Annotated in this window: 17 protein-coding genes and 1 riboswitch; of the genes, 13 read left to right on the top strand and 4 right to left on the bottom strand. The window is 73.4% G+C overall.

Annotated elements, in window-relative coordinates:
* Positions 1–94 precede the first annotated feature (94 nt).
* The 8 genes from mltG to OG689_RS07800 all read left to right on the top strand — a co-directional run bounded on the left by mltG (position 95) and on the right by OG689_RS07800 (position 8,282).
* The gene (gene mltG, locus OG689_RS07835; protein ID WP_266318911.1) at positions 95–2,035 is read left to right on the top strand and encodes an endolytic transglycosylase MltG; all 1,941 of its coding nucleotides are present in this window, start codon (positions 95–97) and stop codon (positions 2,033–2,035) included.
* Positions 2,032–2,859: a shikimate dehydrogenase gene (locus OG689_RS07830; RefSeq protein WP_266318909.1), complete on the top strand. Its 828-nt coding sequence runs from the start codon at positions 2,032–2,034 to the stop codon at positions 2,857–2,859. The genes mltG and OG689_RS07830 overlap by 4 nt, the downstream gene beginning before the upstream one ends.
* A 207-nt stretch (positions 2,860–3,066) precedes the next feature.
* A complete protein-coding gene (gene aroC / locus OG689_RS07825; protein WP_266318908.1) occupies positions 3,067–4,251 on the top strand; it encodes a chorismate synthase in 1,185 nt (394 codons plus the stop codon).
* Positions 4,248–4,763, top strand: coding sequence for a shikimate kinase (locus tag OG689_RS07820; protein WP_266318906.1), 516 nt, complete (start codon positions 4,248–4,250; stop codon positions 4,761–4,763). The genes aroC and OG689_RS07820 overlap by 4 nt, the downstream gene beginning before the upstream one ends.
* Before the next feature lie 14 nt (positions 4,764–4,777).
* A complete protein-coding gene (gene aroB, locus OG689_RS07815) occupies positions 4,778–5,866 on the top strand; it encodes a 3-dehydroquinate synthase (RefSeq protein WP_266318905.1) in 1,089 nt (362 codons plus the stop codon).
* An 8-nt stretch (positions 5,867–5,874) separates the two neighbouring features.
* Positions 5,875–6,303: a type II 3-dehydroquinate dehydratase gene (gene aroQ, locus OG689_RS07810; protein WP_266326948.1), complete on the top strand. Its 429-nt coding sequence runs from the start codon at positions 5,875–5,877 to the stop codon at positions 6,301–6,303.
* Between the two features lie 249 nt (positions 6,304–6,552).
* Positions 6,553–7,368, top strand: a complete 816-nt coding sequence (locus tag OG689_RS07805) for an AAA family ATPase (protein WP_323189263.1) — start codon at positions 6,553–6,555, stop codon at positions 7,366–7,368.
* A 104-nt stretch (positions 7,369–7,472) separates the two neighbouring features.
* Positions 7,473–8,282, top strand: a complete 810-nt coding sequence (locus OG689_RS07800; RefSeq protein ID WP_266318901.1) for a DNA-formamidopyrimidine glycosylase family protein — start codon at positions 7,473–7,475, stop codon at positions 8,280–8,282.
* Between the two features lie 62 nt (positions 8,283–8,344).
* Here the strand turns inward: OG689_RS07800 and OG689_RS07795 are convergent, their stop codons facing one another.
* Positions 8,345–8,785, bottom strand: coding sequence for a MarR family transcriptional regulator (locus tag OG689_RS07795; protein ID WP_266318899.1), 441 nt, complete (start codon positions 8,783–8,785; stop codon positions 8,345–8,347).
* A gap of 101 nt (positions 8,786–8,886) precedes the next feature.
* On the opposite strand from OG689_RS07795, the gene OG689_RS07790 reads away from it, so the two are divergent.
* Positions 8,887–9,816, top strand: coding sequence for a zinc-binding dehydrogenase (locus OG689_RS07790; RefSeq protein ID WP_266318897.1), 930 nt, complete (start codon positions 8,887–8,889; stop codon positions 9,814–9,816).
* Here OG689_RS07790 and OG689_RS07785 read toward each other — a convergent pair.
* Positions 9,809–10,192, bottom strand: coding sequence for a metalloregulator ArsR/SmtB family transcription factor (locus OG689_RS07785; RefSeq protein WP_266318895.1), 384 nt, complete (start codon positions 10,190–10,192; stop codon positions 9,809–9,811). The two genes, OG689_RS07790 and OG689_RS07785, sit on opposite strands and share 8 nt — an antisense overlap.
* Positions 10,193–10,279: 87 nt before the next feature.
* Positions 10,280–10,518: riboswitch (cobalamin riboswitch) on the top strand.
* Between the two features lie 27 nt (positions 10,519–10,545).
* Here OG689_RS07785 and OG689_RS07780 point away from each other — a divergent pair.
* Positions 10,546–11,664 carry a HoxN/HupN/NixA family nickel/cobalt transporter gene (locus OG689_RS07780; RefSeq protein WP_266318893.1) on the top strand — a complete coding sequence of 373 codons (1,119 nt, stop codon included), beginning with the start codon at positions 10,546–10,548 and terminating at the stop codon, positions 11,662–11,664.
* A 186-nt stretch (positions 11,665–11,850) separates the two neighbouring features.
* Here the strand turns inward: OG689_RS07780 and OG689_RS07775 are convergent, their stop codons facing one another.
* Positions 11,851–12,114, bottom strand: a complete 264-nt coding sequence (locus tag OG689_RS07775) for a type B 50S ribosomal protein L31 (RefSeq protein WP_266318891.1) — start codon at positions 12,112–12,114, stop codon at positions 11,851–11,853.
* Between the two features lie 55 nt (positions 12,115–12,169).
* Entirely contained in the window at positions 12,170–12,334 is a 165-nt protein-coding gene (gene rpmG, locus OG689_RS07770) for a 50S ribosomal protein L33 (RefSeq protein ID WP_073921459.1), read from the bottom strand.
* Positions 12,335–12,668: 334 nt separating this feature from the next.
* Here rpmG and OG689_RS07765 point away from each other — a divergent pair, with 334 nt between their 5' ends.
* The 3 genes from OG689_RS07765 to nusB all read left to right on the top strand — a co-directional run bounded on the left by OG689_RS07765 (position 12,669) and on the right by nusB (position 14,871).
* The gene (locus tag OG689_RS07765; RefSeq protein WP_266318889.1) at positions 12,669–13,775 is read left to right on the top strand and encodes an aminopeptidase P family protein; all 1,107 of its coding nucleotides are present in this window, start codon (positions 12,669–12,671) and stop codon (positions 13,773–13,775) included.
* A gap of 87 nt (positions 13,776–13,862) precedes the next feature.
* Entirely contained in the window at positions 13,863–14,426 is a 564-nt protein-coding gene (efp, locus tag OG689_RS07760; RefSeq protein WP_266318888.1) for an elongation factor P, read from the top strand.
* A gap of 4 nt (positions 14,427–14,430) precedes the next feature.
* Positions 14,431–14,871, top strand: a complete 441-nt coding sequence (gene nusB, locus OG689_RS07755) for a transcription antitermination factor NusB (protein WP_073921456.1) — start codon at positions 14,431–14,433, stop codon at positions 14,869–14,871.
* Positions 14,872–14,934 lie beyond the last annotated feature (63 nt).

The raw sequence follows: 14,934 nt of genomic DNA, 5'->3' as shown, positions 1-14,934 counted from the left end.
GTTGCGGTAGCACGTCGGTTCGAGTACTTGCCGGGACGCCGTCCCGGACGACCGGTGGGATCCGTCGGTCGTCTCCGTCGGCATAAGGGGATCGATGACTGATCTGGGTCGGGGCTACGGCTCCCAGGGCTCCGAGCCGTGGCGCCCCGGTGATCCGGTGTACGGCGGTCAGCAGCAGCCGGTCCCCGGCCAGGAGGACGGCGGCTGGCAGCAGAATCCGGTGCAGCAGCCCGATCCGTTCGGCCAGGGCCAGCAGCAGTACGGTCAGCACGGCTACCCCCAGCAGGCGCAGCAGCAGGGCCAGCAGTTCGGCCAGGGCCAGCAGCAGTACGGCCAGCAGGGGTACGCGCAGCAGCAGTACGGCGCCCCGATGCAGCCGAACCCGATGCAGCCGGGCCAGCAGGGTCAGATGCAGCAGGGCCAGGGGTACCCCCAGGGCCGGCAGCAGTACGGCCAGCAGGGCTACCAGCAGCAGCCCGCCCCGATGCAGCCGAACCCGATGCAGCAGGGTCAGCAGTACGTCCAGGGCCAGCAGCAGTACGGCCGGCAGGGCTACCCGCAGCAGGGCGGTCCGCAGGCGCCGGGCCAGCTCCCGCCCCAGCAGGGTCAGCCGCAGCAGGGTCAGCCCGGTCAGCCCCAGCAGGGTCAGCAGCAGGGCTTCCCCGGCCGGCAGCAGCCGCCGTTCGGCCAGCCGCCGCGGCCGGAGCAGCAGGGCCGCCGCCGTCCGCAGCCCGCGCAGCCGGCCGGCCCCGGCCCGGACGGCATCGACTGGGAGGCGGAGGCCGCCGCGCTGGAGGCCGGCGTCGCCGCCCCGGCCGAGGTCGAGCCGGACGCCGAGCAGTGGGACGGCGCGGAGGACGAGTTCCAGGACGAGCAGGAGGAGGAGCAGGGCTCCTTCCTCGGTGACCTGGACGACTCCCGCGAGGCCAAGCGCAAGCGCAAGGAGAAGGGCAAGAAGTCCGGCCGCCGCAACGGCGGTGCCTGCCTCCTGGTGGCGCTGGTGCTGCTCGGCGGCGTGGCCGGCGGCGGCTGGTGGGGCTACGGCTTCTACCAGAGCCACTTCGGGCCGCCCGCCGACTTCGCGGGCGAGGGCGCCGGCAGCGTCACCGTGGAGATCAAGTCGGGCGCCACGGGCGGCCAGATGGGCATCGCGCTGAAGGCCGCAGGTGTGGTCAAGAGCGTCGAGGCCTTCACCAACGCCTTCGCGAAGAACCCGAAGTCCGGCGGTATCCAGGAGGGGTACTACACCATGCACCGGGAGATGTCGGCCGGCTCGGCCGTCCAGCTCCTGGTCGACTCGACCGGCGGCGAGACGCTGATCCTGCGCGAGGGTGAGAAGGCCGCGGACATCTATGTCGACATCGACAAGAAGCTGAAGCTGGACAAGGGCACCACCGCCGCCGTCGCCAAGGCGCAGGCGGCCTCCCTCGGGCTCCCCGACTACGCGCAGGGCAACCCGGAGGGCTTCCTCTTCCCGACCCGCTACGCGGTGGCCCAGGGCATGAAGCCCGAGGACCTCCTGAAGCAGATGGTGGCGAAGGCCAACGAGCAGTACCAGAAGTGGGGCCTGGAGGGCTCGGCCCAGAAGCTCGGCCTGAAGAACGCCTACGAGGTGGTCACCGCGGCCAGCATCCTGCAGGCCGAGGGCAACAACTCCGCGGACTTCGGCAAGATGGCCCGGGTCATCCAGAACCGCCTGACCACCGACGCCACCCAGCACAAGCTGCAGATGGACACGACCTTCCAGTACTTCCTGGGCCGGACGAAGTTCAGCATCGACGAACTGAACACCAACAAGACGCAGTACAACACCAACATCAACCCGGGCCTGCCGCCGACGCCGATCTCCAACCCCGGCGAGGAGGCGATCCGCGCGATGCTCAACCCGACCGAGGGCGACTGGGTGTACTTCGTGGCGATGTCCCCGACCGAGACCCGGTTCGCCAGGACCTTCGAGGACTTCAAGAAGGACGTCAAGGAGTACTGCGCCGCCCACGGCCAGGGCTTCAACGACAAGGCGGGGCACTGCGCATGACCCGGACCAGGGCGGCCGTGCTCGGCTCGCCGATCGCCCACTCCCTCTCACCCGTGCTGCACCGGGCGGCGTTCCGGGCGCTGGGCCTGGCGCAGTGGAGTTATCAGCGCTTCGAGGTGGACGAGGCCGGTCTGCCCGGGTTCTTCGCCGGGCTGGACGAGGCCGGGTGGGCCGGGCTCTCGCTGACCATGCCGCTCAAGCGGGCGGTGATCCCGCTGCTGGACGAGGTGAGCGCCACGGCCCGTTCGGTGGACGCCGTCAACACGGTGGTCCTCCACCCGGACGGGCGCCGGACGGGCGACAACACGGACGTCCCGGGCCTGGTGAACGCGCTGCGCGAGCGCGGCGTGCGGAGCGTCCCGGCCGCCGCCGTGCTGGGGGCCGGGGCCACCGCCTCCTCGGCGCTGGCCGCGCTGGCCCAGATCTGCACCGGCGAGGTGACGGTCTACGTCCGCAGCGCCGAGCGGGCCCGGGAGATGGCCGAGCTCGGCGAGCGGCTCGGCCTCGACCTGCGGACCGCCGACTGGGAGCGCGGCGCCGAGGCGCTGGAGCGTCCGCTGACCGTCTCCACCACGCCCGCCGGGGCCACCGACGGGTTCACCGCCGGGCTGCCGGCGGAGCCGGGCGCGCTCTTCGACGTGCTCTACCACCCGTGGCCGACCAAGCTGGTCGCGGCCTGCGCCGAGCGCGGCGCCACCGTGCTGGGCGGCCTGGACCTGCTGGTGCACCAGGCCGTGCTGCAGAGCGAGGCGTTCACCGGGATCACCCCCGGCCCGCTGGCCGCGATGCGCGAGGCGGGCGAGGCGGCCCTCGCCGCGGGCTGAGCCGGGGCCCCGCCCGCCCGCCCGTGAGCCGTCCCGTCCGCCGCCGGTGCCTGTCCGCAACGCGGAACGTGCGTCCGGCGGCCGCTCGGGCATGAAAGGATTCGGGGGAGAGACGCGGGGCCGGTACGACCCGGGGGCCCGCGGTAAGAATGCCCGGTCGGGCCGCTCGGTGCACGCAGCGCCCGGTCCGCTGACGAAGGAGCTCCGTTGGGTACGTTGCGCTGGCTGACCGCGGGGGAGTCGCACGGCCCCGCACTCGTCGCGACGCTGGAGGGCCTGCCCGCCGGCGTACCGGTGACCACCGAGCTCGTCGCCGACGCGCTGGCCCGCCGCCGGCTCGGTTACGGCCGCGGCGCCCGGATGAAGTTCGAGCAGGACGAGGTGACCTTCCTCGGCGGTGTGCGGCACGGCCTGACCATGGGCAGCCCGGTGGCGGTCATGGTGGGCAACACCGAGTGGCCCAAGTGGGAGCAGGTCATGTCGGCGGACCCGGTCGACCCGGAGATCCTGGCCGGCCTCGGCCGCAACGAGGCGCTCACCCGCCCCCGCCCCGGCCACGCCGACCTGGCGGGCATGCAGAAGTACTCCATCGACGAGGCCCGGCCGATCCTGGAGCGCGCCAGCGCCCGTGAGACGGCCGCCCGGGTGGCGCTGGGCGCGGTCGCCCGCTCCTACCTGAAGGAGACCTGCGGCATCGAGCTGGTCTCGCACGTCGTGGAGCTGGCCGCCGCCAAGGCCCCGGCCGGCGTGCTGCCGCTGCCCTCGGACGAGGCCCGCCTCGACGAGGACCCGGTGCGCTGCCTGGACGCCGACGCCTCCAAGCGGATGGTCGCCGAGATCGACCAGGCCCACAAGGACGGCGACACCCTCGGCGGTGTGGTCGAGGTGCTCGCCTACGGCCTGCCGCCGGGCCTCGGCTCGCACGTGCACTGGGACCGCCGGCTGGACGCCAGGCTGGCCGCCGCCCTGATGGGCATCCAGGCGATCAAGGGCGTCGAGGTCGGCGACGGCTTCGAGCTGGCCCGGGTCCCCGGCTCGCAGGCGCACGACGAGATCGTCCCGACCCCGGAGGGCGTGAAGCGCACCTCCGGCCGTTCGGGCGGTACCGAGGGCGGTCTGTCCACCGGCGAGCTGCTGCGGGTGCGCGCCGCGATGAAGCCGATCGCGACCGTCCCGCGCGCCCTGCAGACCCTGGACGTGCGCACCGGCGAGCCGGCCAAGGCGCACCACCAGCGGTCCGACGTCTGTGCCGTGCCGGCGGCGGGCATCGTCGCCGAGGCGATGGTGGCGCTGGTGCTGGCCGACGCGGTGAACGAGAAGTTCGGCGGCGACAACGTCTCCGAGACCCGCCGCAACGTCCAGGGCTACCTCGACAACCTGATCGTCCGATGACCGCACCGGTCCTCGTGCTGGTCGGCCCGCCCGGCAGTGGCAAGACCACCGTCGGGCGGGAGCTGGCCGCGCGACTCGGGGTCGCCTTCCGGGACACCGACGCCGACATCGAGGCGCTGGCCGGCAAGCCGATCGCGGAGATCTTCATCGACGAGGGCGAGCCGCACTTCCGGGAGCTGGAGGTGGCCGCCGTCCGCGACGCCGCCGCCGCCCACCCCGGCGTGCTCGCCCTCGGCGGCGGCGCGGTGCTGGCCGAGGCCACCCGCACCGTCCTGGCGGGCCTGCCCGTGGTGTTCCTGGAGGTCGCCCTCGCCGACGCCGTCAAGCGGGTCGGCCTGGACGCGCCGCGCCCGCTGCTCGCGGTCAACCCGCGGGCCAGCTGGCGCGAGCTGATGGAGGCCAGGCGGCCGCTCTACCTGGAGGTGGCGACCGCCGTCGTCGCCACCGAGGGGCGCTCCCCGGAGCAGGTCGCCGACGCCGTACTCGAAGCACTGGAGCTGCAGCCGACATGAACGAGCAGGGGCGCATGACTGACACCGTGACCATCCACGTCGGTGGCAGCGCCGGCCACGACCCGTACGACGTGCTGATCGGGCACCAGCTGCTGGGCGAGCTGGGCAAGCTGATCGGCACCCGCGCGCGCCGGGTCGCGATCATCCACCCGGAGGCCCTGGAGGCCACCGGAGAGGCGATCCGCGAGGACCTCGCGGCCGAGGGCTACGAGGCGATCGCCCTCCAGGTGCCCAACGCCGAGGAGGCCAAGAGCGCCGAGGTCGCCGCGTACTGCTGGTCGGTGCTCGGCCAGACCGGCTTCACCCGCAGCGACGTGATCGTCGGTCTCGGCGGCGGCGCCACCACCGACCTGGCCGGCTTCGTCGCCGCGACCTGGCTGCGCGGGGTGCGCTGGATCTCGATGCCCACCACGCTGCTCGGCATGGTCGACGCGGCCGTCGGCGGCAAGACCGGCATCAACATCGCCGAGGGCAAGAACATGGTGGGGGCCTTCCACCCGCCGGCCGGCGTGCTCGCCGACCTGGACACCCTGGAGACGGTGCCCAAGCACGACTACGTCTCCGGGCTCGCCGAGGTCATCAAGGCCGGCTTCATCGCCGACCCGGTGATCCTCGACCTGGTCGAGGCCGACCCCGAGGGCGCCAAGAGCCCGGCCGGCCCGCACACCCTTGAGCTCATCCGGCGGGCCATCCAGGTCAAGGCCGACGTGGTCTCCGGCGACCTCAAGGAGGCCGGCCGCCGCGAGATCCTCAACTACGGCCACACCCTCGCGCACGCGATCGAGCGCAACGAGCGCTACAAGTGGCGGCACGGCGCGGCCGTCTCGGTCGGCATGGTCTTCGCCGCCGAACTCGGTCGGCTCGCCGGGCGGCTGGACGACGAGACCGCCGACCGGCACCGCACCGTGCTCGCCTCGGTCGGCCTGCCGCTCACCTACCGCGGGGACGCCTGGCCGAAGCTGCTGGACGCCATGAAGATCGACAAGAAGTCGCGCGGCGACCTGCTGCGCTTCATCGTCCTCGACGGCCTGGCCAGGACCTCCGTGCTGGAGGGCCCCGATCCGTCGCTGCTGGTCGCCGCCTACGCGGAGGTCTCCGCGTGACCAGGGTGATGGTGCTCAACGGTCCCAACCTGGGCCGGCTCGGCAGCAGGGAGCCCGACGTCTACGGGGCCACCTCGTACGCCGGACTGGTCGAGCGCTGCACCGCGCTGGGCAAGGAGTTCGGCTTCGAGGTCGAGGTGCACGAGACCAACTCCGAGCAGCAGATGGTCGAGTGGCTGCACGAGGCGGCCGACGGGCAGGTGCCGGTGGTGATCAACCCGGGTGCCTTCACGCACTACTCGTACGCGATGCGCGACGCCGCCGCCCAGCGGACGGCGCCGCTGATCGAGGTGCACATCTCCAACCCGTACGCGCGCGAGGAGTTCCGGCACACCTCGGTGATCGCCGCGGTGGCCTCCGGCACCATCGCCGGTTTCGGCCTCGGCTCGTACGAGCTGGCCCTGCGCGCCCTGGCGGAGCAGCTCACCACACGCTGACGCAAGATCATCGGCCCGGTGGCGGACTGTGCCCGCCACCGGGCCGACGTGTAGTGTCCCCGTCGGAGACGGTGTCGGGAGGTGACCGTGACGCAGTACGCAGGGGGAGGTCAGCTGCCTCCCCGACCGGTGGCACCGCCGGCCCCGGCCGGACCCGCCGCGGTCGCGCCGGTACCCGCAGGCCCCGTACCCGCAGGGCTCGTACCTGCCGGGCCGCCGGCCGGACCCGTGCCCGGTGCGCATGCGACGGTGCCCGACCTGCCCGTGGTGCCCGCCGCCCCCGGGCCGGCCGCCATCACCGCGGCCCCGCTCTTCGTCAGCACCAACGCGGCCGGCCCGCCCCCCGGCCACCCCGCCCCGCAGCACCCGTACGGGAACCCGGCCCTGCGCGCGCACGGCGCCCCCGGACCGCCCGGCCAGCCCGTGCCCGCGGGAGCGACCGGGCACTTCCTGCTGCCGTCCGGCGCGCCCGTGCAACTCCCGGCGCACCCGCAGCAGCACGCCCCGACCGGCCCCATCGCCGTCCTGCTGATCGGCCCGGCCGGCGCCGGCAAGACGACCGTCGCCCGGCACTGGGCCGAGCGCCGCCCGTCCCCGACCGCGCACATCAGCCTGGACGACGTCCGCGAGTGGGTGCAGTCCGGCTTCGCCAACCCGCAGTCCGGCTGGAACAACGCCTCCGAGGCCCAGTACCGGCTGGCCCGCCGCACCTGCGGCTTCGCCTGCCGCAACTACCTCGCCAACGGCATCTCGTGCATCATCGACGACGCGGTCTTCCCCGACCGCCCGGCGATCGGCCTCGGCGGCTGGAAGCGCCACATCGGCCCCGGCATGATCCCCGTGGTGCTGCTCCCCGGCCTGGACTCCGTGCTCGCCCGCAACGCCCGCCGCAGCGGCAACCGGCGCCTCAGCGACGAGGAGGTCGCCCGGATCCACGGCCGGATGGCCGGCTGGTACAACTCCGGGCTGCCGATCATCGACAACTCCCAGCTGGACGTCGGCGCCACCGCCGCGGCCCTGGACCAGGTCATCCTGGCCCGGCTGCTGGGCCGGCCGGTGCGCTGACCACCCGCTTCCCGGCTCCGCCCGGCGCCCGAGGCCCGGTCGGGCTGTCGGTGCAGGCTGGGATGATGGACCCGTCCTGCTGATCCACCGGGGGAGCCGAGTCCGTGCCCGAAGGCCACATCATCCACCGCCTCGCCGCCGAGAACCTCAAGACCTTCGGCGGCCGTCCCGTCCGGGTCTCCAGCCCGCAGGGCCGGTTCGCCGACGGCGCCAAGCTGATCGACGGGCAGCTGCTCGCCACGGCCGAGGCCACCGGGAAGCACCTCTTCCTCGGCTTCGAGGAGGGCGCCTGGCTGCACGTCCACCTCGGCCTCTACGGCGGCTTCACCTTCGGTGCGGGCGCGGCCCCCGCACCGGTCGGCGTGGTGCGGCTGCGCCTGGAGAACGACGACGCGTACGCCGACCTGCGCGGCCCCACCACCTGCGAGCTGCTCACCGCCGCCGAGAAGGCCGCGGTGCACGCCCGCCTCGGTCCCGACCCGCTGCGGGCGGACGCCGATCCCGTCCTCGCCTGGCGGCGGATCTCCGCCAGCCGGACGACCGTCGCGGCCCTGCTGATGGACCAGAAGGTGCTGGCCGGGGTCGGCAACGTCTACCGCGCCGAGGTGCTGTTCCGGCTCGGCATCAGCCCGCACCGGGCCGGCCGCGACCTGACCCGCGCCGAGTGGGACGCCGTCTGGGCCGATCTGGTGGAGCTGATGCACGAGGGTGCCGGCGCGGGCCGGATCGACACCGTGCGCCCCGAGCACACCCCCGAGGCGATGGGCCGCCCGCCGCGGGTGGACGACCACGGCGGCGAGGTCTACGTCTACCGCCGCGCGGCCATGCCCTGCCTGGTCTGCGGGACGGACGTCCGCACCGAGGAGCACGCCGCCCGGAACCTCTTCTGGTGCCCCACCTGCCAGCAGGTCTGACGCACACCGGGTCCGTCCGGGCCGGGCGCGGGCGGGCCCGCCGTACGGCCGTCCCCGGGGTTTCAGTCCCGCGGGGCGGCGACGACCCGGGCGAGCAGCTCCGCCAGCCGGGTGCGCTCCTCGGGGTCGAGCGGTGCGAGCAGCGCCGCGTTGGCCTCGTCGCCGAGGATCTGCAGCCGGGCCAGCAGGGCGTGGCCGGCGGGGGAGAGGGCGATGGCGTTCTTGCGCCGGTCCCTCGGGTCAGGCGTACGGGTGACGAGCTCCTTGGCCTGGAGGTCGTTGAGGACGGCGACCATGTCCTTGGGATCGATCCGGACGAGCCGGGCGAGCTCCGCCTGGGCGAGCGGGCCGTGCTCGGCGACACCGCAGAGCACGGCGTGGTGCGGCAGGCGGACGCCCTCACGCGCGAACTGATCGGCCACCAGGCGGTGCCCGAGTGCGGAGGCCCGGCCGAGCAGCCAGCTGGGCAGGGTCTGCAGGTGGGTGAGCGGGGTCTCGGGCATGGGGGCAGTCTATCCGGATAACCGTTGGACCTTCCTATGAGTTTCCCCCTATCGTTGGGATATCCAATGACATTCCCGCGGAGGGGAGAAGGGGGACACTCATGCGCGAACTCAGGTTCCACGCGTACGGCGGCCCGGCGGCGCTCCGGCTGGACGAGGTGGCCGAGCCGGCGGCCGGCCCGGGAGAACTGCTGGTACGCCCCGACCTGGCCGGGGTCACGCTGCCCGCGCTCCGGCAACTGCGCGCACCGGGTGCCCCGCAGGCGCCGGCCGGCCTGGGCGGCGAGTACCTCGGCCGGGTGGTCGCGGTCGGCGAGGGCGTCACCGGTTTCACGCCCGGCGACCGGGTCGGCGGCATCGCCCCGTCGGTGCACGCCGACCTGGTGGCCGCCCCGGCGGCGCTCGCCGTCGCCGTGCCGGGGGAGCCGGCCGCCGGCGACGCGCTCGCGGTGCTGCGCAGCGGGCTGGTCGCCCTCGGCGCGCTGCGGGTGGGTGGGCTACGGCCCGGTGAGTCGGTGCTGGTCACGGCGGCTGCTGGCGGGGTGGGCCACCTGGCGGTCCAGTTGGCCGGGGCGCTCGGCGCGGGCCGGGTGACCGCGGCCGTGGGCGCCGAGGGGAAGGCCGCCTTCGTCCGGGGGCTGGGCGCCGACGAGGTGGTCCGGTACCAGGACGGCCCCTGGGGCGAGCAGGTGGACCTCGTCCTCGACGGTGTCGGCGGCGAGGTGCTGCCCAGAGCCGTCGGGGCCTTGGCGCCCTTCGGGCGGCTGGTCGCCCTCGGCGGCGCGGGCGGGGCACTCGACGCCGGCGAACTGCTGCGCGGGATGCGGACGGTGACCGGCCTGTCGATGGCGGTGCTGGCACGGCAGCGCCCCGCGCTGCTCGCCGAATGGCGCCAGGAACTCTGGGCGTTGCTCGGGCGAGGGGCACTCCGGCCGGTCTGCGTCGAGTTCCCGATCGCCGCGGCGGCCGAGGCCTTCGGCCTGCTGGAGCGCCGGGCCAACCTGGGCAAGGTCGCCCTGCGGATCAGCTGACGGCCGGCTCCGGGCCCCCCTGCCCGGCCGCCGCGCAGGGGGCCAGCAGGGTGCCGAGCTCCTGGTCGACGACCCGGTAGCGCACCACCCGGCCGTCCCGCTCCCCGGCCACCACGCCGGCGGTGCGCAGCAGCCGGAGCGCCTGCGAGACGGCCGGGTCGCGCATGCCGGTGGCCACCGCCAGGTCGCTGACGGCGAGCGGCCCGGCGCGGTGCAGGGCGAGCAGCAGTGCGAGCCTGCCGGGGTCGGCGAGCAGCGAGAAGCGCTCGGCCCAGGTGCGCACCCGGGCGGTGTCGCCGATCGCCGCGATGGCCTCGCAGACCCGGTGCCCGTCGATGGTCCGGTGGTCCGCGCGCTCGGCCGGTACGAGATGCATGCGGGCCATTGTCGCAGTCCGGGGGCGGTCTGTGATCCTGAACACCTGCGCAGGTGCGCAACCTTGCACAAGTGACCTGACGCCCCGTACGGTGTGGCCCGCCGTGGTGTTCGGGAAGACCGGTGACGGACCTTCAGAGGTCCTAGTCCGGAGCGGCCCTCGCCACTGTGAACGGGAAGTCTCCGTACCGTACCCGCCCTCGGGCGGGTGGTCACTGGACGCCGCGGCGTCCGGGAAGGCCTGGTGCGGTCACGCAGCACCCGCCGCCGAACCGCGGCCGGGTGTGCCCCGAAGCCAGGAGACCGGCCACGGCATCTCACGAAGTGATCCACGAGGTGCTGGAGCGTGACCGGATGACCCTGCCCGAAATCGGTGCTGCCCGAACGGCGGCGCCCGCGGTCGACCCCGCGCTCCCCGCCTTCCGCTGGCGGCGCGAGGACACCGTACGGACGGCCGGGCTGATGGCGGTGATCCTGGCGATGCACGTGGTGGCGTTCGGGACGCTGTTCTTCCTGGTCGCGCCGCACGAGTACGCGGTCGGTACCCAGGTCTTCGGGGTTGGCCTGGGCATCACCGCGTACACCCTGGGCATGCGGCACGCCTTCGACGCGGACCACATCGCGGTGATCGACAACACCACCCGCAAGCTGATGGCGGACGGCCGGCGCCCGGTGTCGGTGGGCTTCTGGTTCGCGCTCGGGCACTCCTCGATGGTCGTGGTGATGGCGGCCCTGGTGGCGGGCGGCGCCCAGCTGGCCAACACCCTGATGGACGAGGACTCGGTCACCCACCAGTGGCTCGGGGTGCTGGGCACCAGCGCCTCGGGGGCCTTCCTCTACCTGATCGGCGCGCTCAACCTGGCCGCGCTCTTCGGCATCCTGCGGGTCTTCCGCGCGATGCGGGACGGCCGCTACGACGAGGCGGAGCTGGAGGAGCACCTCAACTCCCGGGGCCTGTTCAACCGGGTGCTGAGCCGGGCCACCCGCTCGATCACCCGGCCCGGCCAGATGTTCCCGGTCGGCATGGTGCTGGGCCTCGGCTTCGACACCGCGACCGAGGTGACCCTGATGGTGATGGCCGGCAGCGGCGCGGCGGCGGGCCTGCCCTGGTACGCGATCGTCTGCCTGCCGCTGCTGTTCGCCGCCGGGATGAGCCTGTTCGACACGCTGGACGGGACCTTCATGAACTTCGCCTACCAGTGGGCGTTCTCCAACCCGGTGCGCAAGGTGTACTACAACCTGACCATCACCGGGCTTTCGATCGCGGTCGCCTTCATCATCGGCACCATCGAACTGGTGGGCGTGCTGCACGAGAAGCTGGACCTGACCGACCCGGTCAGCGGCTGGATCGCCGGCCTCTCGCTCGACAACGTCGGGTACGTGATCGTCGGCCTGTTCGTGGTGGTCTGGGCGGCGGCGATCGCGTACTGGCGGCTGGGTCGGGTCGAGCAGCGCTGGGCCGCCCGGCCCTGACCCGGGCGGCGCGCACGGCCGCCGCGCCGACGGCGCGGTGCCGGTGCGGCTGACCAGGGCCGTCCCGATGCCGCCGCCGTGCCGCTTCCGGTCGCAGGCCCGGCAGCCGTTTCACCGAGGCCGCCCGGACACACCGGAGCGGCCCCACCCCTCGTCGGGTGGCGCCGCTCCGGCCGGGCCCTCCGGTCAGCCGTGCCGCCGGCCGTACCGGCGGTGGAAGGCCTCGACCCGGCCGGCGCTGTCCAGCACCCTGGCCCGGCCGGTGTGGAAGGGGTGGCTCGCCGAGGAGATCTCGACGTCGACCACGGGGTAGCTGTTGCCGTCCTCCCACGCGACCGTCCGGCCGGCGCCGGTGCCGGCACCGATGGTCGAGCGGGTGAGGAAGGCCAGGTCACCGCTGCGGTCGCGGAAGACGACCGGGCGGTACGCGGGGTGGATACCGGTCTGCATCGGAGTACTCCTCGGGGGTGTCGGGCTCAGGGGCGTTTCGGCTGTGCGGGCGGTGTCAGCGCTCCTCGCGGAACAGCACGTGCTGCCGCGCGACCGGGTCGTACTTGCGCAGCGCCATCCGGTCGGGGTCGTTGCGCCGGTTCAGCCGGGTCACGTAGGTGTAGCCGGTGCCGGCCGTGGAGCGGAGTCGGACGACCGGGCGCAGTTCGTTGCGGGCCATGGCTCTCCTTCGGTGTCGCGCGTGGTGCGGGTGTTGCCTGCGTTGCGTGTGCGGTGCTGGGCGGGCGGGCCCGAGCATCAGGTGAAATGGATGTCATTTCCACCGTTGCTCCCTCCAACACGCCCCCTCCCCGACGCATTCCCGGCCCGCCCACCGACCTCCGGCGAGCCGCCCCCGGCCACGCCCCGACCCGCTCCCAGCCCGCTCCCCGCCCGGTTCCTGCTCACTCCCGACCCGCTCCCGACCCGGTTCCTGCCCGGTCCGGGGGCCGACACGTGCCGCCGTCCGGATCGCTCGCCGGGCGAACCGCCGCCGCTCTCCGTACGCTCGACCCATGTCTGATGCGTACGCGGGCCGGCGGGAGCGTCTGAGGGAGAACTGCAGCGCGAAGGGGGCGGACGCGGCGCTGATCACCCGGCCGTCGAACGTCCGCTACCTCACCGGCTGCGGCCCGTGCGGTGCCACCTTGCTGCTCACCCGGGAGCGCGCCCTGCTGGCGCTGCCGGACGACCTGCCGCCGGACGACACCGGCGAGCACCTGCTCGGCGAGGACCTCGGCCAGCTGCTGGTGACGTCCGGCGCCGACACCGCGCTCGCCGCCGCCGAGGCCGCCGCCCAGTTGCGGGTGGGCGACCTGGTGGTCGAGGAGCACGACCTGACGGTGGCCCGGCACCGCGCGGTGGCCGGCCTCGCCGAGGGCGTCCGGCTGGCCGACCTGGGCCGGGCCGTCGAGCGGATGCGGGTGGTCAAGGACGAGCACGAGATCGCCGACCTGCGGATCGCGGCCGAGATCGCCGACCAGGCGCTGAGCGAGCTGCTCGAATCGATCCTGGTCGGCCGGACCGAGCGGCACCTGGCGATGGAGCTGGAGCGCCGCATGATCGACCACGGCGCGGACAAGGCGGCCTTCCCGGTGTCGGTCGGCACCGGCAGCCACTCCGGGCAGGAGAACCACCAGCCCACCGACCGCCGGGTCGAGGAGGGCGACTTCCTGACCGTCGTGCTCGGCGCCCAGTACCGCGGCTACGCCGTCTCCACCGCCCGGACCTTCGTCATCGGCGCCTCCCCGGCGCCCTGGCAGGTGGAGCTCCACCGGCTGGTCTTCCGGGCCCAGCGGGCCGGGCGGGAGGCCCTCGGGCCGGGGGTGGAAAGCTGCGTACCCGACCAGGCCGCGCGGGAGATCCTGCAGGCGGCCGGGCACTCCGAGGCCTCCCCGCACCCCGTCGGGCACGGCATCGGGTTGGAGATCCGGGAGGCGCCGCGTCTCGGTCCCGCAGACATGGGTAAACTGGACAATCGCGTGCCGGTCACCGTCGGTCCGGGGGTTCATCTCCCGGGAAAGGGCGGGGTCCGGATCGAGGACACGCTCGTGGTACGCCCCCTCGAAGAGGGCGGGCCCGAGCTGCTCACCATCACCACCAAGGAGCTCCTCGCCCTGTAGTCCCGTTGCCGCGTCGCCTTGACGCGGCGGGGGCCAGGACGCGTCCCCTTGGTTCCTTGACAGCTATATCCAGGAGTAAGTGCGCCCGTGGCTTCCACGAACGATCTCAAGAACGGCATGGTCCTCAAGCTCGACGGTGGCAAGCTCTGGTCCGTCGTAGAGTTCCAGCACGTCAAGCCGGGCAAGGGCCCCGCCTTCGTGCGCACCAAGCTCAAGGAGGTCCTGACCGGCAAGGTCGTCGACAAGACCTTCAACGCGGGTACCAAGGTCGAGACCGCCAGCGTCGACAAGCGCGGCATGCAGTTCTCGTACAAGGACGGCTCGAACTTCGTGTTCATGGACACGGACACCTACGACCAGGTGATCATCGAGCCCGCCGTCGTCGGCGACGCCGCCAAGTACCTGCTCGAGGGCTTCGAGGCCGTCGTGGCGATGTACGAGGGCGCCCCGCTGTACATCGAGCTGCCGGCCTCGGTCGAGCTGCTCATCCAGCACACCGAGCCGGGCGTCCAGGGCGACCGCTCCACCGGTGGCTCCAAGCCGGCCACGCTGGAGACCGGCGCCGAGATCGCCGTCCCGCTCTTCATCGTCACCGGCGAGAAGATCAAGGTCGACACCCGCGACGGCAGCTACCTCGGCCGGGTGAAGTAAGTCCGTGTCGGCCGCCCGTAGCAAGGCCCGTACGCGAGCCTTCCAGATTCTCTTCGAGGCCGACCACCGGGACGTCGACCCGCAGCGCGTCCTCGCCGACTGGGTGGCCCGCGCCCGGGAGCCCAAGCCGGACGAGGGCACCCCGCAGATCGGCGAGTACACCATGCAGCTGATCGAGGGGTACGTCCAGCACGCTCGTCGGATCGACGAGCTGATCTCCACCTACGCGGTGGGCTGGACCCTCGACCGGATGCCGATCGCGGACCGCAACGTCCTGCGGCTCGGCGCCTACGAGCTGATCTGGGAGGACGGTGTCCCGGACGCCGTCGTCCTGGACGAGGCCGTCGAGATCGCCAAGGAGTTCTCCACCGACGACTCCCCGGCGTTCGTCAACGGCCTGCTCGCGCGGTTCATGGAGCTGAAGCCCACGATCCGCCGCGACTGACGCAGCCCGACGCAGCACATGAAGGCCGCCGGACCTCCTGGGTCCGGTGGCCTTCGCGCGTCC

The sequence above is a fragment of the Kitasatospora sp. NBC_00240 genome (assembly GCF_026342405.1).
In the GTDB taxonomy this organism is placed as follows: domain Bacteria; phylum Actinomycetota; class Actinomycetes; order Streptomycetales; family Streptomycetaceae; genus Kitasatospora.
Note: the sequence above shows the minus strand (reverse complement) of the source record. Positions and strands in the feature narration are given on the sequence as shown.